The following is a 22,961-nucleotide window of genomic DNA, read 5'->3' as shown; positions in this document are numbered from 1 at the left end:
GTACCTCCCACGGGGGACCGCGCCCGCGGCGGGCCTTGTCCCCGGCGGCAGCGGAAAGCCCCCGCCGCGCGAGGCGTGGCGGGGGCCGGAAGCGGGACGGTCAGGGGGTCGTCTGGGGTGAAGGGGTGTCGGCGACACCTTCGGCCCCTTCGGCCCCTTCAGCCTCGGAGACGGCGGAAGCCTCGGAGGCCGCGGACTTCGCCGCCTCCGCTCGCTCGTCCGCGGCGGCGCGGATCGCGCGCCACGCGGACTCCGCCGCCTGCTGTTCCGCTTCCTTCTTGCTGCGGCCGGTGCCGGTGCCGTACGAGACACCACCGACGCGGGCGGCAGCAGTGAAGGTCTTCTCGTGGTCCGGTCCGGTCTCGGTGACCAGGTACTCGGGGACACCGAGCCCCTCGGCCGCGGTGAGCTCCTGGAGGCTGGTCTTCCAGTCCAGGCCGGCACCGAGGTTCGAGGACTTCTCGATCAGCGGGTCGAAGAGCCGGTGCACCAGCTCGGACGCCGCGTCGAGGCCCTGGTCGAGATAGACCGCGCCGATCACCGCTTCGAGGGTGTCGGCGAGGATGGACGCCTTGTCCCGGCCGCCCGTGCCCTCTTCACCGCGGCCGAGCCGGATGAAGGAGCCCAGGTCGAGGCCGCGCCCGACCTCCGCCAGCGCACGCGAGTTGACCACCGCGGCCCGCAGCTTGGCCAGCTGGCCCTCGGGCAGGTCGGGGTGGGTTCGGTAGAGCGTGTCCGTGACCACCAGTCCGAGCACGGAGTCCCCGAGGAACTCCAGCCGCTCGTTGGTGGGCAGGCCGCCGTTCTCGTACGCGTACGAACGGTGGGTCAGCGCACGCACCAGAAGGGCGGACTCGAGCTGATACCCGAGCCGCCCTTCCAGAAGCGTGTGGGACGAGGCTGCGCTTGCGGTCTCTGCCTGCTTGTCGCTGTTGCCGGCGTCAGACATGGAGCCTCTCACCAGCCGCTCAGACCTCGAGGACCTGGCGCTTGTTGTAGGTGCCGCAGCTCGGGCACGCGATGTGCTGCTGCTTCGGCTCCTGGCAACGCTCACACGAAACCAGGGTGGGGACCGCAGCCTTCCACTGCGACCGGCGGTGGCGCGTGTTGCTGCGCGACATCTTCCGCTTCGGAACAGCCACGGCTACTTCTCCTGCTTCTCGTCGACGCCCGCTTCGGCGCCGCTCATGTTGTCCTTCTCACCGGTTCCGAGTGAATCGGTGAGTCCCTGCAGTGCCGCCCAACGGATGTCGACGGCGTCATGGTGGTGGTCCGGGTTCTCGTTCAGGCTGGTCCCACAGTCGGAACACAGACCCGCACAGTCCTCCCGGCACACCGGCTGCATCGGCAGTGCGAGCACCACCGCATCACGCAGCACGGGCTCGAGGTCGAAGAGTCCGTCCTCGATAAAGAGCCTGCCCTCGTCGTCCTCGTCGTCGACCGTGTCCTTGTCGGACGAGGCCGTCTTCGGGCGGCCCCGGTCGTCGGCGTCGGGGTACGAGAACATCTCCTGGAAGTCCGCCGCGACCTGCTGGCGCAGCGGCTCCAGACACCTTACGCACTCCCCCTCGGCAGTGGCACGGGCGGTGCCTGTGACGAGCACCCCTTCCATGACCGACTCAAGACGGAGCTCAAGCTCCACCGGCGCACCCTCGGGCACTCCGATGACTCCTTCGATCCCGAGATCCTTGGGGCCCGGGACCGAGCGGGAGAGCCGCTGGAGCGCACCGGGCCGCCGACCCAGCTCGTGCGTGTCGAACACGAGGGGGTTGCGGTGGTCGAGGCGGGCGTTCAGGGCTCTTCCTGCTTTCGGAATCGTGTGGGAGGCCGCGATGTCAGCGCAGGCATCAGCTCCACGCACGCGCGACCGAAGAGCCAGGATACTGGACCGTTCGCTATTGGCCCAATCCGGTCCGTGCCGGATCAGCGTCCCTGCTCGTAGCGGCGCAGCTGCTCCATGTCGATCATGCTCGTGTCGAAGAAGCTGGTCTCGTCGAGCTGGGGCTGCTGCTGGTGCTGCTGCTGGGCCTGGGCCTGCGGCTGCTGGTAGGCGTACGGGTCCTGCTGCGGATGCTGGTACGCGTACGCCTGCTGCTGGTAGGCGTACGGGTCCTGGTGCTGGTACGCGTAGACCTCCTGCGGCTGGACCTGGGGCTGGTACCCGTACGGGTCCGCCTGCGCCGGCACCGGCTGCTGGACCTGCGGCGCCTGGGGGGTCTGCGGCGCCTGCTGCGGCTCCCGGTCCGCCAGCTCCGCGAGCCCCGCCAGATAGTCGGCGTCGCTCGTGTGCTGCGTACCGGCCGCGTCCTGGGCGGCCATGTGCGCCCCGAGGTCGTCCGTGACGGTGCGGCCGTGCAGCTTCTGCCGGCCGCGCCCGACGGCCTCCAGTGTCTTGGTGAGCACCGCCTCGAAGGCGCCCAGCTTGGCGTCGACGTAGTCGTCCGCACGCCGGATCAGGGTGTCCGGGTCCGCGCTGTACTCGGGCGCGTCATCCTCGGCAGGGTCGATGTATCCCTGCTCGTCGAGTCCCGGGCCGCGGCCGAGGAGCTTCTCGCGGCCGCGGTCGACCGAGCCGATGGTCTTGTTGAGGACGACCTCGAAGTTGGCGAGCTTGGAGTCGACGTAGTCGTCGGCCTCGGCGCGGATCTCCTCGGCCTCCCGGCGGGCCTCGGCGAGGATGCGGTCGGCCTCCTCCTGGGACTGCAGCGCGATCTGGGTGCCGGAGACCAGCGAACCGCGCTCGGAGTGGGCGGCCTCGATGATCCGCTCGGCCTCCTGGCGGGCCTGCTCGACCAGCTGCTCCCGGCCGCCGATCAGCTCCTGCGCCTGGGCGAGCGAGCCGGGCAGAGCCTGCCGCACCTCTTCGAGCATCGCGAGCAGCTCGGCGCGGTTGACCACGCAGGAGGCCGACATGGGCATGGACCGGGCGTTCCCGACCGCGTCGACGATCTCGTCGAGCTTCTTCTGCACGTCCACCGTGTGCTCGCCACTCTCTACAGTCACTTCAGCCACTACGGCCGATATGGAGACGGACGGGACGACTGTACGGCCAGTCGGCGGCCGTCCGACACCGGGTGACGGCCAGTCAGCACCGGGACGCCGGCAACGGCCCGCGGCGTCACTTCTTGGGGAGGCGCTCCGTCAGCGCCGCGAGCACCGCCGGGGGCACCAGGTGCGAGACGTCGCCGCCCCAGGCCGCGACCTCCTTGACCAGGGAGGACGACAGGAAGCTGTAGGTCGGGCTGGTGGGCACGAACAGCGTCTCGACGCCCGACAGGCCGTTGTTCATCTGGGCCATCTGGAGCTCGTAGTCGAAGTCGCTCACGGCGCGCAGGCCCTTGACGATGGCGGGGATGTCCCGCGCCTTGCAGTAGTCGACGAGCAGCCCGTGATACGCCTCCACCTCGACGTTCCCGTACTCGGCGGTGACCTCGCGGATCAGCTCGATCCGCTCTTCGACGGTGAACAGACCCTGCTTGGCCTGGTTGATCATCACCACGACGTGCACGACGTCGTACAGCTTGGAGGCGCGGGCGATGATGTCGAGATGTCCATTGGTGATGGGGTCGAACGACCCCGGACAGACGGCGCGGCGCAACTGAAGTCCCTCGCTCTCCGGTCCGGTCATGGTGCGTCTTCGCACGTAGAGGCGGCGCGACCGTACCAAAGCGTGCCCTCGCCGTAGCGACGGGCCCGCAGTGGCTCGACCCCGTCGGGCCAGCCGAACTCCCCGCCTCTGGTGCTGCGCTCCACGGTGACGAGAGCGCCCTCGGCGAGCCAGCCCCGCGTGCGGAGTGTGAGGAGAATCTCCCGAAGATCGTCGTCCGTGACCGCGTACGGCGGGTCCAGGAACACGATGTCGTACGGCTCCGCGGGCGGCGGGCCCTGGACGATCTGCTCGGCACGGCCGGTGCGGACCTCCGCGCCGGGCAGGGCCAGCGTCCGTACGTTCTCGCGGACCGTGCGGGCGGCCCGGTTGTCGGCCTCGACGAGCAGCGCGTGGGACGCGCCGCGTGACAGCGCCTCCAGTCCGACGGCGCCCGAACCCGCGTACAGATCGGCGACGCGGAGGCCCTGGAACGTGCCCAGCAGGGATTCCCAGGTGGAGAAGAGGCCCTCGCGTGCCCGGTCGGAGGTGGGGCGGGTGCCGTTGCCCGGCGGCACGGCCAGGCGACGTCCGCCGGCCGCACCGGCGATCACGCGGGTCATCTGAGTCCTTCGAGTCCTTCACGGAGACATGCACTGCGGACCGATTCGGTCACCTCCACGATATGGGCTCCGGATGCGGAGGTGCTCTCAGCCCTCGGGTCTCAGCCCTCGGGTCTCAGCCCTTGTCCAGGTACTGCTCGCGGTCCTTGTCCAGCAGTGCGTCGAGCGCGGTGCGCAGCTCCGGCAGCGCCTCCAGCTCCGGATCGGCGGTGACGACCGCCACCGCCTCCTCGCGGGCCGCCGCGATGACCTCCTCGTCCTCGATGACGGCGAGGACCCGCAGCGAGGAGCGGACGCCGGACTGGGCCTGGCCCAGCACATCGCCCTCCCGGCGCTGCTCCAGGTCGATCCGGGACAGCTCGAAGCCGTCGAGCGTGGCGGCGACCGCGCCGAGCCGGGACCGGGCGGGGCTCGCCTCGGGCATCTCGGTGACGAGCAGGCACAGGCCCGGGGCCGAGCCACGGCCGACGCGGCCGCGGAGCTGGTGCAGCTGGGAGACGCCGAAGCGGTCGGCGTCCATGATCACCATCGCGGTCGCGTTCGGTACGTTCACCCCGACCTCGATGACCGTGGTGGCCACCAGCACGTCCACCTCGCCGGCGGCGAAGCGGCGCATCACGTCGTCCTTGTCGTCGGGCGGCATACGGCCGTGCAGCACCTCCACCCGCAAGCCCGCGAGCGGCCCCGCCGTCAGCTGCCCGGCGACGTCCAGGACGGCGAGCGGCGGCCGCTTCTCGGCCTCGTCCTCCGCCGACTTCTTCCTGGGCCCGTCCTGCTCGTCGGCGGAGTCGCCGATCCTGGGGCAGACCACGTACGCCTGGTGCCCGCCCTCGACCTCCTCGCGCACCCGCTCCCAGGCCCGCGCCAGGAAGTGCGGCTTGTCGGCGGCGGGGACGACATGGGTGGCGATCGGCGAGCGCCCGGCGGGGAGCTGGTCCAGCACGGAGGTCTCCAGGTCGCCGAAGACCGTCATCGCGACCGTGCGGGGAATGGGGGTGGCGGTCATGACCAGCAGATGCGGCGGTTGCTTGCCCTTGCCGCGCAGCGCGTCGCGCTGCTCCACGCCGAAGCGGTGCTGCTCGTCGACCACGACCAGCCCCAGGTCGTGGAAGTGCACCTTGTCCTCGATCAGCGCATGGGTGCCGATGACGATCCCGGCCTCGCCGGTGACGAGATCGAGCAGGGCCTGGCGCCGGGCGGCGGCGCCCATGGAGCCGGTGAGCAGCACGACCTTGGTCGCGTGCTCGGCGCCGCCGAGCATGCCGCCCTCGGCGAGCTCGCCCATCATCTCGACGATCGAGCGGTGGTGCTGCTGGGCGAGGACCTCGGTGGGCGCGAGCATGGCGGCCTGGCCGCCCGCGTCGACGACGGCGAGCATGGCGCGCAGCGCGACCAGGGTCTTACCACTGCCCACCTCGCCCTGGAGCAGGCGGTGCATGGGGTGTTCGGTGGCGAGGTCGCCGAAGATCTCCGCCGAGACCTTCTGCTGGCCCTCGGTGAGCGTGAACGGCAGCCGGGCGTCGAAGGCGTCGAGCAGTCCGTCCGGCACGGGCCTGCGGGCGACGGCCGGCAGCTGCGCGTCCGCGTGACGCCGCCGGGCGAGGGCGACTTGGAGGACGAACGCCTCGTCCCACTTGAGGCGCTCGCGGGCGTCCTCGATGTCCGCCTTCGTGGCCGGGCGGTGGATCTTGAGCAGCGCCTCGGGGAGGGAGACGAACCCGCGGCCCTCGCGCAGCGCGGGCGGCAGCGGGTCGGTGGCTTCCCCGGCCTGCGGGAGGACCGCGTCGACGGCCTTGGCGATCTTCCAGGACTCCAGTCCCTTGCAGGCCGGGTAGATCGGGATGAGCCTTCCGGCGAAGGCGCTGACCGCTCCGTCGCCGCTCTCCGCGTCCAGCCGCTCGTAGGTGGGGTGGGCGAGCTGGAGCTTGCGGTTGAACATGGACACCTTGCCGGCGAACATCGCGCGGCTGCCGGGCAGCAGGTCCTTGTGCGGCTTGTGGATGCCGCGACCGAAGAAGACCAGCTGGAGCCGTCCGCTGCCGTCGGTGATGGTGATCTCCAGGCGCTGGCCGCGCCCGGCGTTGAACTTGTGCACGCGCGCGTCCGCGACCTGGGCGACGACCGTGACGTGCTCGTCGAGCGGCAGCTCGGCGAGCCGGGTCAGCTGGCCGCGCTCCTCGTACCGCCGGGGGTAGTGATGGAGCAGATCGCCGACGGTACGCAGGTCAAGGCTCTCGGCCATCACCTTCGCCGTGGCCGGGCCAAGAGCCCTCGTGAGCGGTTCACCGAGCACAATGCCTCCCGCCCCGCCCCAACGCGCACCCTGCCGGGGGACCGGGGGTCGCCCCCCGGAAAAACGCAGCGTGATGGAGCAGATCGCCGACCGTACGCAGGTCAAGGCTCTCGGCCATCACCTTCGCCGTGGCCGGACCGAGGGTCTTCGTGAGCGGTTCATCCAGTGCGGACACGCGATCCATTCCACACCACCGCACCGACAGGCGTCGCGCACCGCCCGATACGCGCTGGTCACGCCGGTGCCGTGCACCCTAGGATGGCGCGGTCTCCCCCGCCCCGGCACTGCCACGCCGCGATCACCGTGTGACGGGATCGCCCGACCCGCGCCGCCGTTCGGCCCCCCACCGGCGCAGCGACGATGACTGCTGAGACCACACCGCATTCCACGCCAGCCACCCCGCACACGTTCCAGGTCGATCTGCGCGGCCTGGTCGATCTCCTCTCCCATCACCTCTACTCCAGTCCCAGGGTCTATCTGCGCGAGCTGCTGCAGAACGCCGTGGACGCCATCACCGCGCGCCGTGCCGTCGAGCCGGACGCGCCCGCCCGTGTGCGGCTGTACGCCGAGGAGGGCCGGCTGCGCGTCGAGGACAGCGGCATCGGGCTGACCGAGTCGGACGTGCACAGTCTGCTCGCCACCATCGGCCGCAGCTCCAAGCGCGACGGCGATCTGGAGTCGGCGCGGGCCGAGTTCCTGGGCCAGTTCGGGATCGGGCTGCTCGCCTGCTTCGTCGTCGCGGCGGAGATCCGGGTGGTCAGCCGCTCCGCGCGGGCGCAGGGCGCGCCGCCGGTCGAGTGGGCCGCCCGCGACGACGGTTCGTACACGGTGCGCACCCTCCCGGACAGCGCCCGCGAGGAGCCGGGTACGACCGTGTACCTCACCGCGCGTCCCGGCAGCGGCGAATGGCTCACCGAGGACCGGGTCCTGGCGCTGGCACGGGACTTCGGGTCGCTGCTGCCGTACGACGTGCGCGTGGGCGAGGAGGCGGTCACCGGTCTGCCGGCGCCGTGGGACCGCTCGTATCCGAGCCCGGCGGCGCGTCGCGTCGCCCTGGCGGGCCACTGCCACGAGCTCTTCGGCTTCACCCCGCTCGACTCGATCGAGCTGGAGCTGCCACTGGCGGGGGTCCGCGGCGTCGCGTACGTACTGCCCTCGGCGGTGAGCCCCGCCCAGCGTGCGGGCCACCGGGTGCACCTCAAGGGGATGCTGCTCACCGACCGTGCCGACGAACTCCTGCCCGACTGGGCCTTCTTCGTGCGCTGCGTCCTGGACACGGACAGCCTGCGGCCGACCGCGTCGCGCGAGTCGCTGTACGCGGACGAGGCCCTGGCGGGCGTACGGGACGCGCTCGGCGGACGTATCCGCGACTGGCTGACCGGGCTCGCAGCGGGCGACCCCGAACGGCTCGCGCGCTTTCTGTCCGTGCACCACCTGGGTGTGAAGTCGCTGGCCCGGCACGACGGCGACATGCTGCGCACGATGCTGCCGTGGCTGCCGTTCGAGACGACCGACGGCCGGCTGTCCCTGGAGGAGTTCGCCCAGCGCCATCCGGTCGTCCACTTCACCCGCACCGTCGAGGAGTACCGGCAGGTCGCCCCGATCGCCTCGGCCCAGGGCATCGGCGTCGTCAACGGCGGCTACACGTACGACTCCGAACTCGTCGAGGCGCTGCCCTCGGTCCGCCCCGGAACGGCGGTCGCCGAGCTCGACGCGGACACCGTCACCGCCCATCTCGACATGGTCGACCCGGCCCAGGAACTCGCGCTCGCGAGCTTCCTGTCAGTGGCGCGTGCCACGCTGGATCCGCTCGGCTGCGATGTGTCCCTGCGTTCCTTCCACCCCCTGACCGTGCCCGCACTGCACCTCGACGACCGGGCGGCCCGCCATGAGCAGGCCCGCGCGGAGGCCGAGGAGGAGGCGGACGACCTGTGGGCGGGCATCCTCGGCTCGCTGCGCGGCAGCGCGCCGCGCGCCCGTCTCGTCCTCAACCACCTCAGTCCGCTGATCCGCAGGATCAGCACTCTCGACGACCCGGAGCTCACGGGCACGGCCGTCGAGTCGCTCTACGGGCAGGCCCTGCTCATGGCGCAGCGTCCGCTGCGCCCGGCCGACTCGGCGCTGCTCAACCGCGCCTTCGTCGGCCTGCTCGAATGGGCCACCCACGGCGAGACGGACCCCAAGGGAGGCGGCCGATGAGCCACGACACCGCCGCGATTCGGCAGGCGCTGTACGACAACTACCGGGCGCCGGAAGGCGCCGCGCGCAACGCCCGGGCGGAGCGGCTGCTCGCCGAGGCCGAGGGGACCGGCGACACGCCCCTGCTGATCGAGGCCCTGTCGCACCTGCTCCAGGCGTACAACTACAGCTCGGAACGGGACAAGCTGTTCGTGCCGTTCGCCCGGCTGCTGCGGCTGTGGGACGAGCGGCCCGGGGAGTTCGACGAGCAGTCGGCCCACTCGCTGCACTGGTACTTCAAATGGGTCTCCACGGACATGCTCGACCAGCCGCACATCCCGCTCGCCTCCATGGAGAAGTGGCTCGGCGAGATGGAGCAGCGCTACCGGCTGGCCGGGTACTCGGAACGGGCGGTACGCCAAGGCGAGTTCTGCCTCGCCCGGCACATCGGCGACGAGAAGCGGGCCGAGCGGGCGTATACGGCGTGGCTCGCCGCGGACCGGGACCGGATGGCCGACTGCCACGCCTGCGAACTGCACGACCAGGGCGCATGGCAGGCCCGCGTGGGCAACGACGAGCAGGCGCTGGAGCTGTGGCGTCCGGTCCTCGACGGCGAGTACACGTGTGCGCACGAGCCGCATGCCGTGCTGGCGGCCTCCCTGCTGCCGCTGCTGCGGCTCGGCCGGGCGGAGGAGGCGCGCGCCCACCATCTGCGCGGCTACCGCATGGTGCGCCCGCTGGAGAGCATGCGCGGCTGGGTCGCTCTGCACGTCGAGTTCTGCGCGCTGACCGGCAATGAGGCGCGGGCGCTGGAGATCCTCTCGGACCGGCCCGCGTACTTCACGGACAGCGGCGACCCCGACTCGCTGATGCGCCATCTGGCCGCCACGGCCGTGCTGATGGACCGGCTGGTCGCCCTCGGCCACGGCGAGCAGGGCGTGCCAGGGCCCGCCGGGACGTCCTGGACGGCCCGGACGCTGGCCGCCCATGCGCGGGAGCAGGCCCTTGCGATCGCCGCGCGCTTCGACGAGCGCAACGGCACGGACGCGGTCGGCTCGCGCGTACGGGAACGGCTGGGGAGGCGGCCGCTGCTGGAGCGGCTACCGCTGGGGATCCGGGCGGTACGGCCCGCTTCCGCGGCTCCCGTGAAGGCGGCCGCGTCCGCGAAGGCACCGGAGTCCCGGGGCGTGGACGAGCTCCTCGCCGAGGCGCGGCTGCTGTCCGAGGCGCGGCACCCGGACGCCATCCGCGCCTGGGAGGCGGTCGCCGGGGCCGCGGGGGACGCGGAGCTCGACGACCGGGCGCTCGCCGAGATCGACGACCACCGCGCGATGGCCCCGGCGAACGAGCCGGCGGAGTCCGTCCGGCTGTTCCGGTCGGCCGCCGAGCGGTACGAGGCCGCGGGCGACCCGGGCAGCGCGGTGGCCGCGCTGGCCCGCGGGGCGTTCGCGCTCGCGCTCGGCGGGGACCCGGACGCGGCCGTCGCGGCCGTCGCGGAGCCGGTCGCCCGCGCGCTCGCGCTGCACGCCGAGGGGGCCGCGAGCACCCGCCAGGCCGCCGGGGCGTTGCTCTGCCGGGTCCGTATCCATCTGCTCCGGCTGCACGACGAGCACGAGCACGAGAACGAGAACGAGAACGGGGACGGAGACGGAGGCGGAGACGGGGGCGGGGGCGGGGGCGCGAAGATCCGCGCCGTGGAGGAGGCCGTGTCCGAACTCCTCGACCTGGCCGGTCCCCACCAGGCCGACCCGCACGTCGCGGACCGGGTCGCCGAGGCCATGTCCGTGCGGGGCGACCTCGCCGCGCACGGCGGCGACGCCGCGGCCGCCGCGGAGCTGTACGGGGCCGCGGCCGGCCTGTTCCACGAGGCCGGGCTGCCCTGGTACGCGGCCGAGCCCGAGGCCCGCCTCGTCGCCGTGGCCCGCCACCTCGGCGATCTGGAGGGCGCGGAGCGGGCCGCCCGTGCGGCGCTGGAGCACGGCGGGACGCATCTGGAGGCTCCCGGCAGCACCCGGCTCCACCTCCAGCTCACCGAAATCCTCGTCGGCTCGGGCCGGTTCGACGAGGCGGTGGAGCACGCCCTGGAGGCGGCGCACTGGGCCGACGAGGCCGGCGAGGGCACGGGAATCGGCGCGTACGCCCGCCATCAGCTGGGCGGTTCGCTGCTGCGGGCGGGCCGGGCGGCGGAGGCGGCGGCCGTGCTGGAGGCGGTGCTGCCCGATCTCACCGTGGACGGCCACGGTGAGGGCATGGTCGTCGAGACCCTGTGGTGGCTCGGCGACGCCCTGACCGCGCTCGGGGAGCCGCGTGCGGCGGCCGAGCACTGGCTCGGGGCGGCCGACATCGCCCGCGGCTGGCCGGAGCAGCACGACCACGCGATGCTCGCCAACCTCGCCGGCCAGGCGCTGTACCGGGCGGGGCTCAACACGGAGGCCGACCGCGTCTACGAGCGCGCGTGCACCCTCTGGCGCGATCTGGGCGATGTCCACGCGGTCGTACGCGCGCTGCGGGTACGGGCGTGGATCGCGGTCCGCGAGGGACAGGCGGGGCCGGACGCGGCGCGGGACTTCATGGCGGCGGCCGAGCGGGAGTGCGAGGAGGCGCTCACGGAGGCCACCGAGCCGGCGGCACGTGCCCGGCTGCGCGCGGAGCTCGCCGACACCCACCGCCAGACAGGCGAGCTCCTCGTGGACGACCCGCGCGAGGCCCTCCCGCACGTCGAACGCGCCATCGCCGGCTTCGCCGAGGCGGGCGACGACTTCACGGACCTGCGCACGGCGGCGGAACTCGCCGCCGCCTGGCTGGAAGCGGACCTGGGCGACACCCCGGCCGCGATGCGCCGCGCGGAGGCGGTCCTCGCGACGTACGCGAACGCCCCGGGCGACACGGCGGAATCACGGCGCGCAGAGGCGAGATCGGTCCAGGAATACGTGACCTAACGCGAGCGGCGGACCGGCACCGGGCCCCCGCCGCGACGTACGCGAACGCCCCGGGCGACACGGCGGAGTCACGGCGGACAGAGGCGAGATCGGTCCTGGAGTACGTGTCGTAACGCGGGTGGCGGGCAGGCGCCGGGCCGCCGCCCGCGCCGGCTACTCCACGCCGATCAGCAGAGGAGAGCCCCGCCCGCCGTGGTGGATGACCGTGTCCACCGCCAGGTGGCCCCGGCGGACGTGGGATTCCAGGCGGTCCGCCAGGGACGGGGGCGCGTCGTCGGGCAGGACGAGGGTGACGAGTTCGCCGCCCGCGGAGAGCATGCGGTCGAGGACCGTCTCCGCCGTGGCGGCGAGCTCCGTGCCGATGACGGCCACGTCGCCGTCGATGAGGCCGAGCACGTCGCCCGCCTGGCAGACCCCGGCGGAGGTGAAGGACTGCCGCTCGGCGACGGCGAGTTCGCCGTAGCGGGTGGCGCCCGCCGCCGAGGTCATCGCAACGACGTCCTCGTCGAAGGTGCGGTCGGGCTCGTGGACGGCGAGCGCCGAGATGCCCTGGACCGCGGAGCGGGTCGGGATGAGGGCGACCCGTACGCCCTCGGCGCGGGCCTGTTCCGCGGCGGCGGCAGCGGTGTGCCGCAGCTCCGTGTCGTTGGGCAGGAGGACCACCTCGCGCGCGTGGGCCCGTCGGATCGCCTCGACCAGCTCTCCGCTCGCCGGGGGTTCGCCCGGCCTGGCGAGCACGGTGGTCGCCCCGGCCGTCTCGCAGAGACCGGCGAGCCCCTCCCCCGGCACGACCGCGACGACGGCCCGCTGGACCCGTTCCCGCGGCACGACGGGGCCGGCCGTGCCGAAGTGGGTGATGCGGATCCGGTACGGCCGCCCCGCCTCGACGCCCGCCTCGACCGCGGCGCCCGCGTCGTCCACGTGCACATGGACGTTCCACAGCCCGTCGCCGCCGACCACGACGAGTGAATCGCCCAGTGCGTCCAGACGGGCCCTGAGCCGGGCGACGGCCGCGTCGTCCGCCTCCAGGAGGTAGATCACCTCGAACTCGGGGCCCCCGTCGGCGCACGGCTCGGTGGTGGCCGACGCCGCCACGGCCGGGTGCGCCCGCGGGGAGGGCCGTGCGGAGGCCCGTACCGCCGGTGTCTCCCCCGTCACGGCCTCGACGAGTGCGCCGAGCACCGCCAGCAGCCCCTGTCCGCCGGCGTCCACGACGCCGGCCCGGCCCAGCACGTCCAGCTGGCGGGGGGTTTCGTCCAGCGCCTCGCAGGCGCGTGCGTACGCCGCCGCCACGGCGCTCGCGTCGTCGTCCGGCGCCGGCACGGCGACCGCCGCGTCCGCGGCCGCCGACGCCACCGTCAGGATCGTGCCCTCGACCGGGTGCGCGACCGCCTCGCGCGCGGCCAGGGCGGCCCTGCGCAGCGCCTCGGCCGCCCCGCCCCGGTCGCCGTCCCCCAGCACATCGGCCATGCCCCGCAGCAGCTGCGCCAGGATCGTCCCGGAATTGCCCCGTGCTCCGATCAGCGCCCCGTGGGCCATGGCCCGCACCGCGTCGGCCAGCGCGGGTGCCGTCGAGCCGGTCTCGTACGCGGCGAACACCGCCTCCACGGCCTGTGCCGCGGACTCGACCGTCAGATAGAGATTGGTGCCGGTGTCCCCGTCCGCGACCGGATACACATTGATCGCGTCGATCTGCTCGCGCTCCCTGCCCAGCGCCTCCAGCGCCAGTGAGCACCATGTGCGTACCGCCAGGGCGTCGAGAGTCTGCGGCAACGAGGTCCTCCTCCGGGGTCGCCCCACGCACCCGGGCGTAGGGGAGGGCGTCACCGCAGGGTAGACCCGGACCCCGGCGGGAGCCGGGGCGGGGGCGGAGCGGCGCATGGTAGTTTCGTTGTACGGGCGCAGCCGTTGTATGCTGCTCCGGTTGCCCGATGAAAGTCGGGCCATTCCCCCGGCAGGCCACTTCAGATCACTGATTCCGGCACGCCGGATTTCACTGTAAGTGCATCTGAAGTCTTTGGAGTGACCCGTGGCTGCCAACTGCGACGTCTGCGGCAAGGGGCCGGGCTTCGGCAACAACATTTCGCACTCGCACCGCCGTACGTCCCGTCGCTGGAACCCGAACATCCAGCGCGTGCGTGCCGTGGTCGGTCGGACGCCGAAGCGGCTCAACGTCTGCACCTCGTGCATCAAGGCCGGCAAGGTCTCGCGCTAAGGTGATGCTCCCCGCGTACGCGGGGATGTCCCCGCGACGTCTGTCGTAGCGCAGCCCCTGCGGTTGCCTTGAAAAGCCGGTCCACATCAGTGGACCGGCTTTTTGCCGTGCTTGCGGGGCCCTGCTCGGTGCTTACGGCACCCTGCTCGATGCTTGCGGGGCCCTGCTCGGTGTGCCCCGCTCGCTGCGCCTAGCGGAATCGCCAGCCGTGGTCGACCGGGCCGATCCCGCCGCCCAGTGCGAAGCCGGCCACGATCGCGCCCGTGACGTACTCCTTGGCCGTCCGTGCCGCCTCCGGCACGCTCAGCCCCTTCGCCAGCCCGGCCGCGATCGCCGACGCGAGCGTGCAGCCGGTCCCGTGCGTGTGCCGGTTGTCGTGGCGCGGGGCCCGCAGCCAGTGCTCGTCGGTCCCGTCGGTCAGCAGGTCGACGGCGTCTCCGGCGAGATGGCCGCCCTTGATCAGCGCCCAGTGCGGGCCGTGGCCGAGCACCGCGTCGGCCGCCCGCCGCAGATCGGTCTCGGTCTCCACGCGTACGCCCGTGAGCTGGGCGACCTCGTCGAGGTTCGGCGTGGCCACGGTCGCCGTCGGCAGCAGCTTCGTCCGTACGGACTCCAGCGCGGAGGCGGCGAGCAGCGCGTCCCCGTGCTTGGAGACGCCGACCGGGTCGACGACGACGGGCGCGTCCGTCCCGGCCAGCAGCTCGGCGACTGTCTCGACGAGCTCGGCCGAGGCCAGCATGCCGGTCTTCACGGCCTGTACGCCGATGTCGTCGACGACGCTCCTGAACTGCGCGCGCACCGCGTCCGTCGGGAGCTCCCAGGCCCCCTGGACCCCGAGCGAGTTCTGCGCCGTGACGGCGGTGACCACGCTCATCCCGTGGACGCCGAGGGCCAGCATGGTCTTGAGGTCGGCCTGGATCCCGGCGCCGCCGCCCGAGTCGGATCCGGCGACCGTGAGCACGCGTGGTGGCGTCATGATTCCTCTCCGAAGTGGTCCCAGCCGCCCTTGTCGGTCCAGGGTGCCCCGTCCACGGTCACCTGGGGCAGCGCGGAGGGGTTGAGCACCTCGCCGATGACCTTCCAGCGGGCGGGCAGCTTCACGTCCGGCGGGAAGGTCGCGACGATCGCGTGGTCCTCGCCGCCGCTCAGCACCCACTGGAGCGGGTCGACGCCGACGGCCTGGCCGATGTCGTTCATCTGCGAGGGGATGTCGATGAGTCCGGAGCGCAGGTCGATGCGGACCTTGCTGGCCTCGGCGATGTGCCCGAGGTCGGCGACGAGTCCGTCGCTGACGTCGGTCATGGCGGTGGCGCCGAGCCCCGCGGCGGCCGGGCCCGCGTGGTACGGCGGTTCGGGGCGCCGGTGGGCCTCGACGAAGGCGCGGGGCGAGCGGAAGCCCCGCGAGAGGACGGCGTGCCCGGCGGCGGACCAGCCCAACCAGCCCGTGTAGGCGACGACATCGCCGGGCTGGGCGCCCGCGCGGGTCACGGGGTCGTGGTTGCGCAGATCGCCGAGTGCGGTGATCGCCACGGTGATGGTGTCGCCCCGTACGACATCGCCGCCGACCACGGCCGCGCCCGCGACCTGGCACTCGTCGCGGATGCCGTCCATCAGCTCGGTGGCCCAGGTGACCGGGAGGTCGGCGGGGACGACGAGGCCGAGCAGCAGGGCGGTCGGCACGGCACCCATGGCGGCGATGTCGGCGAGGTTCTGTGCCGCTGCCTTGCGGCCCACGTCGTACGCGGTCGACCAGTCGCGCCGGAAGTGCCGTCCTTCCAGCAGCAGGTCGGTGCTGGCGACGACCCTGCGGTCGGGTGCGGCGACGACCGCGGCGTCGTCGCCCGGTCCGAGCCGTACGGCGGGGGTGGAGGTGAGCCGGGAGGTGAGCTCCCTGATGAGCCCGAACTCCCCCAGTTCGCCCACGGTGCCCTTCATTCCTGTGCTCCTTCTGCCCCAGTGTGCTTGCGGTCGCGAGCCGTCACTGATGTCGGTACCGTCGAGTAGGCCGAGTCGGCCGTCAACTTCTGTGCTGCCTGCGCCACGCTGCGCACGCCTCGGGGCGCGCGGGTCTCCCCGCGGCCCGCGGCGACGCGATACCGTGGCGTCCCTTCTCCCCACATGATCCTCGTGGCCGCCCTGGAGGTTCCGTGGTACAGGCGTACATCCTTATTCAGACCGAGGTGGGCAAGGCGTCGACCGTCGCCGACACCATCTCCAAGATCCCGGGGGTGATCCAGGCCGAGGACGTGACGGGTCCGTACGACGTGATCGTGCGTGCCCAGGCCGACACGGTCGACGAGCTGGGCCGCATGGTGGTCGCCAAGGTCCAGCAAGTGGACGGCATCACGCGGACGCTCACCTGCCCCGTCGTTCACCTGTAGCCCCCGATGGTTACGCTTGGCCGGTGATGTCCCCTCGCCGGCTTCTGTCGTTGCCCGTAGCAGCCACCGTGCTGCTCACCGCCCCGGGCTGTTCCTCCACGGACGCGCAGGCTTCGATCACGGTTCCCGCTCCCCCTCCCGAGGAGAAGGCTCTGTGCCGTGCCCTGCACAAGGCGCTGCCGGAGTCCGTGGCCGGAGAGGACCGCAGGGACCCCGAGCCTCGTTCCGAGCTGACCGCCGGGTGGGGGGACGCCGCGATCGTACTGCGCTGCGGTGTCCCCCGGCCCGCGGGGATGAGTGATTCGGCATCGGACGCGGTGGACGTGAACGGCGTCAACTGGCTGCTGGAGCAGCACGGCGACGACAGCGTCCGGCTCACCACCACGTATCGCAGGACGTATGTGGAGGTCACGCTCGCACGGCGGTACGTCAACGACCTCGGCCCGCTGACGGAGCTGGCGGGACCGGTCGCGAAGACGGTCCCGCCGCTGTTCACCGAGAGGCCCTGAGGGACCGCGCGTCAGCGCAGCCCTGTGGAGCGCCGCAGCGCCGCCTCGATCAGTCGGTCGACGAGCTCCGGGTAGCTGATCCCGCTCTCCTGCCACATCCGCGGGTACATGGAGATCGGGGTGAAGCCCGGCATGGTGTTGATCTCGTTGATCACGAACTCGCCGTCCTCGGTGAGGAAGAAGTCCGCGCGGACCAGCCCCTCGCAGGAGGCGGCCTCGAACGCCTCGACCGCGAGCCGCTGGACCTCGGCGGTCTGCTCCTCGGTGAGCGGCGCGGGCACGAGACCTGTGGCCGAGTCGATGTACTTGGCCTCGAAGTCGTAGAAGTCGTGCGCGCTGACGGGCGGGATCTCGGCGGGCACGCTGGCGCGCGGTCCGTCCTCGAACTCCAGCACCCCGCACTCGATCTCGCGGCCGCGCAGCAGCGACTCGACCAGGATCTTGGGGTCGTGGCGCTGCGCCTCGGCGATCGCCTCGTCGAGACCGGAGAGATCGTCGACCTTGGTGATGCCGATGGAGGAGCCGGCGCGGGCGGGCTTCACGAAGAGCGGCCAGCCGTGCTCGCCGGCGAAGTCGACGATCTTCTTGCGGGCGGCGGAGGGATCCTGCTCCCACTCGCGGGGCCGGATGGTCACGTACGGGCCGACGGGCAGGCCGAAGGAGGTGAAGACCCGCTTCATGTACTCCTTGTCCTGGCCGACGGCCGAGGCGAGGACGCCCGAGCCGACGTACGGGACGCCGGAGAGCTCCAGCAGGCCCTGCAGGGTGCCGTCCTCGCCGTACGGGCCGTGCAGCATCGGGAAGACGACGTCGACGTCGCCCAGGGCCTTGGGCACGGAGCCCGGCTCGCTGTAGACCACTTCGCGGTTGGCCGGGTCGACGGAGAGGACGACGGTGCCGTCGGCGGACTCGGCGAGGCCGTCGACGGACGGCAGCTGCCGGTCGGCGATGGCCATCCGGTCAGGCTCGTCGGCGGTCAGCGCCCAGCGGCCGTCCGTGGTGATGCCGATGGGCAGCACGTCGTACTTGGTGCGGTCGATGGAGCGCAGCACGGCGCCGGCCGTCACGACGGAGATCGCGTGCTCGGAGCTGCGGCCGCCGAAGACGACCGCGACGCGCGGCTTGCGGCGCGCCTCGCCGGTGGTGGGGGCGAGGTCAGGGCTGTGGGAGGGGTTCTCGCTCATATCGCGACGAGACTACCTTGCGTCCTGCAGCCGTCGAAGGGGCGCGCCCGCCCCTTCTGTCGACCGGGCCGCCCCGGGCCCGCCCGGGGGCGTGGCCCGGGGCGGGCGGCACCGTCAGTGCCGTTCGGGCTTGGCCGGGCGGGACATCAGTTCCTTGAGCGCGACCACCGGCGGCTTGCCCTCGTGGACGATGGAGACGACCGTCTCCGTGATCGGCATGTCGACGCCGTGGCGCCTGCCCAGATCCAGTACGGACTCGCAGGACTTGACGCCCTCGGCGGTCTGCTTGGTCGCGGCGATGGTCTCCTGGAGCGTCATGCCGCGGCCGAGGTTGATGCCGAAGGTGTGGTTGCGCGAGAGCGGCGACGAGGCGGTCGCCACCAGGTCGCCCAGGCCCGCGAGCCCGGAGAACGTCATCGGGTCCGCGCCCATGACGGCGCCGAGGCGGGTCGTCTCGGCGAGACCGCGGGTGATCAGGGAGCCCTTGGTGTTGTCGCCGAGTCCCATACCGTCGGCGATGCCGACGGCGAGGCCGATGACGTTCTTGACCGCGCCCCCGAGTTCGCAGCCGACGACGTCGGTGCTCGTGTAGGGACGGAAGTACGGGGTGATGCAGGCGGCCTGGAGACGCTGGGCCACCGACTCGTCGCGCGAGGCGACCACGGCGGCCGCGGGCTGCCGGCCGGCGATCTCCCTGGCGAGGTTGGGGCCTGTGACGACGGCGACGCGCTCGGCCGGCACCTTCGCGACCTCCTCGATCACCTCGCTCATCCGCATCACGGTGCCGAGTTCGATGCCCTTCATGAGCGAGACGAGGACGGTGTCCGAGGGCAGCACGGGCGCCCACTTGGCGAGGTTCCCACGCAACGTCTGCGAGGGCACGGCGAGGACGGTGAAGTCGGCGCCGCGTGCGGCCTCGGCGGGGTCGGTGGTGGCCCGCAGCCCGGCGGGGAGCTCGATGCCCGGCAGATAGTCGGGGTTGGTGTGGGTCGTGTTGATCGCCTCGGCGAGCTCGGCGCGGCGACCGCAGAGGGTCACCTCGCAGCCCGCGTCGGCGAGCACCATGCCGAAGACGGTGCCCCAGGACCCCGTACCGAAGACCGCCACCTTGGTGGGAGCCGTCACTTCGCTTCCTCCTCCGCGGCCTTGCGCCGCTGTTCCGCCCGCGCCTTGCGGTGGTCGAACGGCTCGGCGGGTGCCTTCTCGCCGCGTACGTCCTCCAGCAGCGAGGTGATCGCAGCCATGATGGTCTCGGTGGCCTCGCGCAGCACCTCGGGGGTGGGCTCCAGTCCGTGGAAACGGGAGAGGTCGACGGGCGGCCCGGCCTGCACGATCAGCGTCTTGCGGGGGAACAGCCGGAACTTCTTCTCCTCGGCGTACGGCGGCACCGCCAGGTTGGCGCCCCACTGGGCGACGGGGATGACCGGTGCCTTGGTGAGCAGCGCGACGCGCGCGGCGCCCGTCTTGCCCGCCATGGGCCACATATCGGGGTCGCGGGTGAGGGTGCCCTCCGGGTAGAAGGCGACGCATTCGCCGCGCTCGATGGCGTCGACGGCGGCACGGAAGGCGTCCAGGGCGTTGGTCGTCTCGCGGTAGACGGGGATCTGCCCGGTGCCGCGCAGCATGGTGCCGACGAACGAGCCCTTGAAAAGGCCGGCCTTCGCGAGGAAACGGGGAACGCGTCCGGTGTTGTACTGGAAGTGCGCGTAGGAGAGCGGGTCCAGATACGAGTTGTGATTCACGGCGGTGATGAATCCGCCGTCGGCCGGAATGTGGTCCATTCCTCGCCAGTCCCGCTTGAACAGAACCACCAACGGCGGTTTCGCGATGACCGCCGCAAGGCGGTACCAGAAGCCGATTCTGCGGCGGGACACTCGTACACCCTTCCTCTATGACCTGGCTGCTGGGGGCAGCAGCCTGGCTGCCGGGGGTCAAGTGTCGCCCCATGCCCCTGGTCTGTCGAGAACACCGTACGCCCCGGCCTGGAGCGAGTCCCCCGGGGCCACCGCGCGGGCAGGCGACAATGGGGCCGTGCACTGGTCACTGGTGGTTCCGCTGAAGCCTCTCTCGCTGGCGAAGAGCAGACTGGCGGGGGCAGGGGGCGGGGCGATGCGCCCGCGGTTCGCGCTGGCCTTCGCCCAGGACACGGTGGCGGCGGCGCTGTCCTGCCCGGCAGTGCGGGGTGTGGCGGTGGTCACGGACGATCCGCTGGCCGCGGCGGAGCTGACGGTGCTGGGCGCCAGGATCGTGCCGGACGCCCCGGCAGCGGGCCTCAACGCGGCACTGGCGCACGGGGCGGACGCGGTGCGCGCCGTGTGCCCGGGGGCGGCCGTGGCGGCCCTCAACGCGGATCTGCCGGCGCTGCGGGCGGCGGAATTGGCGCAGGTGCTCGCGGTGGCCTCGCAATTCCCGCGTGCTTTCCTCGCGGACTCCGCCGGAATTGGCACGACATTTCTGTCGGCCGCTCCGGGCGTGGAATTGCGTCCGGCATTCGGCGGGCGTTCCCGGAGCAGGCATTTGAGCTCCGGCGCCGTGGAAATCGTGATGGAGGGGGCCGAATCGGTGCGCCGGGACGTCGACACGGCCGGCGATCTGCGGGACGCGCTGGAGCTGGGCGTGGGGCCGTACACGGCGGCGCGTTGTGCCAGCCTGCCGCTGCCGGGCGGCGGCTCCGACACGAAGTAGGGCGGTTAGGCTCGGGGCATGCAGGCGACCGCGTACACGTACGACTCAGCGACCCGCAGCGGAAGTGTGCTGCTCGACGACGGCACCCCCGTGGACTTCGACGCCGCCGCCTTCGACGCAGGCGGGCTGCGCCTGCTGCGGCCGGGGCAGCGGGTCCGTATCGAGACGGAGGGCAAGGGCGAGGCCCTGCGCATCACCCTGGTGACGTTGCAGACGCTCTAGGCAGTGTCCGCAAAGCGGCGTCGTCCGCCCGAAGGGCGGGCGCCGGTCAGAGGGACTTTGAAGACACGACCTGGCTAGGTCGTGTCTGACAAATGGCGCCGTCCGCCCGCAGGGCGGGGTGCGCGGCGTCCGGTGCGTGCAATCGCACGGCGGAGGATCATCCTCGTACTGGACGTACTCGGATGACTCCGACAACGCAGCGTGGGGGCACCTCCCGTGCCCGAAGGGCTACGGGGGAGTGCGTGCCGGACGCCGCGCACCAGGCGGGATTCGTCAGACACGGCCTAGGGCCTGATCCGGACGAGGGGCTGCCATGGCCCCGGGAACGCCGGGCTCCCAGGGGCTCCACGCACACGCGGACGCGCCGCGGGCCGGACTCCACAGCGGAGTCCGGCCCGTCGCGTGAGTGGCTCTGTGGTGCCGCGCTGCTTACTTCGCGCGGGCGGTGGCCTTCTTGGCGGTGGTCTTGCGCGCCGTGGCCTTCTTCGCGGGCGCCTTCTTGGCGACCGCCTTCTTCGCGGGGGCCTTCTTCGCCGCGGTCTTCTTGGCCGTCGCGGTCTTCTTGGTGGCGGTCGCCTTCTTCGCCGCCGCGGTGACCTTCTTCGCGGGGGCCTTCTTGGCCGTGGTCTTCTTGGCGGTGACCTTCTTCGCGGGCGCCTTCTTCGCCACGGCCTTCTTGGCCACGGCCTTCTTGGCGGCGGCCTTCTTCGCCGCGACCTGGAGGCTGCCCTTCGGGGCCTTCTTGACCGCGACTTCGCCACCCTTGGGGAGCTTCTTCGAGCCGCTGACCAGGTCCTTGAAGCCCTGGCCCGCGCGGAAGCGCGGCACCGAGGTCTTCTTGACCCGCACGCGCTCACCCGTCTGCGGGTTGCGGGCGTAGCGGGCCGGGCGGTCGACCTTCTCGAACGAGCCGAAGCCGGTGACCGAAACCCGGTCGCCACTGACAACCGCGCGGACGATCGCGTCGAGTACCGCGTCGACGGCCTCGGCGGCCTGCTGACGGCCGCCCATCTTGTCGGCAATCGCTTCTACGAGCTGCGCCTTGTTCACGTCTTCCCCTTCGGAGACATTGCCGGAACGAAACTGTTCAAGCGTTTTCGCACGTTAGGCAGATATATACCGCAAATCAAACACGAAACGGGCTAATCACCCTAGTGCCGCAACGAAGTCGACCGTCGCGCCACGCGGCGGAGCCACATATCGGCCCAGCCGCCGGGTGGTCAGTCACCTTGGGGGAAACGACCTTCATCGAGGTCCTTCATCAACCGGTCCAGACGCCTTGCGGCATCTGCGAGATCGTGCTTCGCCACGGCCGTCACGGCCAGCAGCTTCCGGGACAGCGCCATCCTTACGCCCTCCGGGACTTGCAGTGCACGCACCCTTGCGTGCGCTTCCTTCAATCGGGCGGCGACTGCCTCGTAGAGCTCGAGTTGGCTGTCACCTTCCATGCACCGATTGTGCCATCTGAGGCGAGTTGTCGCCCGACAGGGTCTCAACAAGCGACTGCGCCCCCCACCGGACGGTGGAGGGCGCAGGACGGGAAAAGCGCTGCTCAGACCTCAATTGTGCGGGGTTTGAAGGACGGCCTGGACGCCTCGTACGCGGCGATGTCCGCTTCGTTCTGAAGGGTGAGGCTGATGTCGTCGAGGCCGTTCAACAGCCTCCATCGAGCGTTCTCGTCGAGCTCGAAATCGGCGGTGATGCCGGTCGCGCGGACCTGGCGGGCCTCCAAGTCGACGGTGATGTCGGCCGTCGGGTCGGCCTCGGTGAGCTCCCAGAGCCGGTCGACCGTCTCCTGCGGCAGCACCACGGTCAGCAGCCCGTTCTTCAGCGAGTTGCCACGGAAGATGTCGGCGAAGCGGGCGGAGATCACGGCCTTGAAACCGTAGTTCTGGAGCGCCCAGACGGCGTGCTCACGGGAGGAGCCGGTGCCGAAGTCGGGGCCCGCGACCAGGACCGTCGCACCCTGGCGCTCGGGCCGGTTGAGGATGAAGTCGTCGCTCTTGCGCCAGGCCTCGAACAGCCCGTCCTCGAACCCGTCGCGGGTGACCTTCTTCAGCCAGTGGGCCGGGATGATCTGGTCCGTGTCGACGTTGGAGCGGCGCAGCGGGACGGCGCGGCCGGTGTGCGTGGTGAAGGCTTCCAT

At 71.9% G+C, this 22,961-nt stretch carries 23 protein-coding genes; 7 read left to right on the top strand and 16 right to left on the bottom strand.

Annotation, left to right across the window (positions count from 1 at the left end; all coding sequences use genetic code 11):
* Positions 1–100 precede the first annotated feature (100 nt).
* The 7 genes from rnc to recG all read right to left on the bottom strand — a co-directional run bounded on the left by rnc (position 101) and on the right by recG (position 6,502).
* Entirely contained in the window at positions 101–949 is an 849-nt protein-coding gene (rnc, locus tag KK483_RS25885; RefSeq protein WP_262007615.1) for a ribonuclease III, read from the bottom strand.
* A 19-nt stretch (positions 950–968) separates the two neighbouring features.
* Positions 969–1,142 (bottom strand): 50S ribosomal protein L32, encoded by a 174-nt coding sequence (rpmF, locus tag KK483_RS25880; protein ID WP_026165248.1) that lies wholly within the window; start codon positions 1,140–1,142, stop codon positions 969–971.
* A 2-nt stretch (positions 1,143–1,144) separates the two neighbouring features.
* On the bottom strand, positions 1,145–1,816 hold the full coding sequence (locus KK483_RS25875; RefSeq protein WP_399016173.1) for a YceD family protein: 672 nt from the start codon (positions 1,814–1,816) through the stop codon (positions 1,145–1,147).
* Positions 1,817–1,923: 107 nt separating this feature from the next.
* Entirely contained in the window at positions 1,924–2,976 is a 1,053-nt protein-coding gene (locus KK483_RS25870; protein WP_262009695.1) for a cell division initiation protein, read from the bottom strand.
* 142 nt (positions 2,977–3,118) lie between these two features.
* A complete protein-coding gene (coaD, locus tag KK483_RS25865; protein ID WP_262007614.1) occupies positions 3,119–3,628 on the bottom strand; it encodes a pantetheine-phosphate adenylyltransferase in 510 nt (169 codons plus the stop codon).
* Positions 3,625–4,209, bottom strand: coding sequence for a 16S rRNA (guanine(966)-N(2))-methyltransferase RsmD (gene rsmD / locus KK483_RS25860; RefSeq protein ID WP_262007613.1), 585 nt, complete (start codon positions 4,207–4,209; stop codon positions 3,625–3,627). The genes coaD and rsmD overlap by 4 nt, the downstream gene beginning before the upstream one ends.
* Positions 4,210–4,324: 115 nt before the next feature.
* A complete protein-coding gene (gene recG / locus KK483_RS25855) occupies positions 4,325–6,502 on the bottom strand; it encodes an ATP-dependent DNA helicase RecG (RefSeq protein WP_262007612.1) in 2,178 nt (725 codons plus the stop codon).
* Positions 6,503–6,862: 360 nt separating this feature from the next.
* On the opposite strand from recG, the gene KK483_RS25850 reads away from it, so the two are divergent.
* Positions 6,863–8,701 carry an HSP90 family protein gene (locus KK483_RS25850; RefSeq protein WP_262007611.1) on the top strand — a complete coding sequence of 613 codons (1,839 nt, stop codon included), beginning with the start codon at positions 6,863–6,865 and terminating at the stop codon, positions 8,699–8,701.
* On the top strand, positions 8,698–11,619 hold the full coding sequence (locus KK483_RS25845) for a tetratricopeptide repeat protein (protein WP_262007610.1): 2,922 nt from the start codon (positions 8,698–8,700) through the stop codon (positions 11,617–11,619). Before KK483_RS25850 ends, KK483_RS25845 begins: the two co-directional genes overlap by 4 nt.
* Before the next feature lie 153 nt (positions 11,620–11,772).
* On the opposite strand, the gene KK483_RS25840 is transcribed toward KK483_RS25845, so the two are convergent.
* Entirely contained in the window at positions 11,773–13,500 is a 1,728-nt protein-coding gene (locus tag KK483_RS25840; protein ID WP_399014910.1) for a DAK2 domain-containing protein, read from the bottom strand.
* Between the two features lie 148 nt (positions 13,501–13,648).
* Between KK483_RS25840 and rpmB the strand changes: the two genes are divergently transcribed.
* Positions 13,649–13,834, top strand: a complete 186-nt coding sequence (rpmB, locus tag KK483_RS25835; protein ID WP_003957616.1) for a 50S ribosomal protein L28 — start codon at positions 13,649–13,651, stop codon at positions 13,832–13,834.
* Between the two features lie 190 nt (positions 13,835–14,024).
* On the opposite strand, the gene thiD is transcribed toward rpmB, so the two are convergent.
* Both thiD and KK483_RS25825 read right to left on the bottom strand, forming a co-directional pair.
* Complete coding sequence (gene thiD / locus KK483_RS25830; protein WP_262007608.1) at positions 14,025–14,810, bottom strand: bifunctional hydroxymethylpyrimidine kinase/phosphomethylpyrimidine kinase; 786 nt, start codon at positions 14,808–14,810, stop codon at positions 14,025–14,027.
* Positions 14,807–15,769 carry a thiamine-phosphate kinase gene (locus KK483_RS25825; protein ID WP_262007607.1) on the bottom strand — a complete coding sequence of 321 codons (963 nt, stop codon included), beginning with the start codon at positions 15,767–15,769 and terminating at the stop codon, positions 14,807–14,809. The genes thiD and KK483_RS25825 overlap by 4 nt, the downstream gene beginning before the upstream one ends.
* Before the next feature lie 212 nt (positions 15,770–15,981).
* On the opposite strand from KK483_RS25825, the gene KK483_RS25820 reads away from it, so the two are divergent.
* Both KK483_RS25820 and KK483_RS25815 read left to right on the top strand, forming a co-directional pair.
* Positions 15,982–16,215, top strand: a complete 234-nt coding sequence (locus KK483_RS25820) for an Lrp/AsnC family transcriptional regulator (protein WP_017947604.1) — start codon at positions 15,982–15,984, stop codon at positions 16,213–16,215.
* 26 nt (positions 16,216–16,241) lie between these two features.
* Positions 16,242–16,724, top strand: coding sequence for a DUF3515 domain-containing protein (locus KK483_RS25815; protein WP_262009694.1), 483 nt, complete (start codon positions 16,242–16,244; stop codon positions 16,722–16,724).
* Positions 16,725–16,735: 11 nt separating this feature from the next.
* Here the strand turns inward: KK483_RS25815 and KK483_RS25810 are convergent, their stop codons facing one another.
* From KK483_RS25810 to KK483_RS25800, 3 genes are all read right to left on the bottom strand, one after another.
* The gene (locus KK483_RS25810; protein WP_262007606.1) at positions 16,736–17,908 is read right to left on the bottom strand and encodes a D-alanine--D-alanine ligase family protein; all 1,173 of its coding nucleotides are present in this window, start codon (positions 17,906–17,908) and stop codon (positions 16,736–16,738) included.
* 114 nt (positions 17,909–18,022) lie between these two features.
* A complete protein-coding gene (locus KK483_RS25805) occupies positions 18,023–19,033 on the bottom strand; it encodes an NAD(P)H-dependent glycerol-3-phosphate dehydrogenase (protein WP_262007605.1) in 1,011 nt (336 codons plus the stop codon).
* Positions 19,030–19,782, bottom strand: coding sequence for a 1-acyl-sn-glycerol-3-phosphate acyltransferase (locus KK483_RS25800; RefSeq protein ID WP_262007604.1), 753 nt, complete (start codon positions 19,780–19,782; stop codon positions 19,030–19,032). Before KK483_RS25800 ends, KK483_RS25805 begins: the two co-directional genes overlap by 4 nt.
* 157 nt (positions 19,783–19,939) lie before the next feature.
* On the opposite strand from KK483_RS25800, the gene cofC reads away from it, so the two are divergent.
* Together cofC and KK483_RS25790 are read left to right on the top strand one after the other, a co-directional pair.
* Complete coding sequence (gene cofC, locus KK483_RS25795) at positions 19,940–20,593, top strand: 2-phospho-L-lactate guanylyltransferase (RefSeq protein ID WP_262007603.1); 654 nt, start codon at positions 19,940–19,942, stop codon at positions 20,591–20,593.
* Between the two features lie 18 nt (positions 20,594–20,611).
* Positions 20,612–20,815 (top strand): hypothetical protein, encoded by a 204-nt coding sequence (locus KK483_RS25790; RefSeq protein WP_262007602.1) that lies wholly within the window; start codon positions 20,612–20,614, stop codon positions 20,813–20,815.
* A 429-nt stretch (positions 20,816–21,244) separates the two neighbouring features.
* Here the strand turns inward: KK483_RS25790 and KK483_RS25785 are convergent, their stop codons facing one another.
* The 3 genes from KK483_RS25785 to leuD form a co-directional block, all read right to left on the bottom strand.
* Entirely contained in the window at positions 21,245–21,865 is a 621-nt protein-coding gene (locus KK483_RS25785; protein WP_262007601.1) for an HU family DNA-binding protein, read from the bottom strand.
* 170 nt (positions 21,866–22,035) lie between these two features.
* A complete protein-coding gene (locus KK483_RS25780) occupies positions 22,036–22,263 on the bottom strand; it encodes a hypothetical protein (protein ID WP_262007600.1) in 228 nt (75 codons plus the stop codon).
* Positions 22,264–22,367: 104 nt separating this feature from the next.
* Positions 22,368–22,961: a 3-isopropylmalate dehydratase small subunit gene (gene leuD, locus KK483_RS25775; protein ID WP_262007599.1), complete on the bottom strand. Its 594-nt coding sequence runs from the start codon at positions 22,959–22,961 to the stop codon at positions 22,368–22,370.

It is taken from the genome of Streptomyces sp. FIT100 (assembly GCF_024584805.1).
Taxonomy (GTDB): Bacteria; Actinomycetota; Actinomycetes; order Streptomycetales; family Streptomycetaceae; genus Streptomyces.
This window is presented reverse-complemented; position numbering and strand designations above follow the sequence as displayed.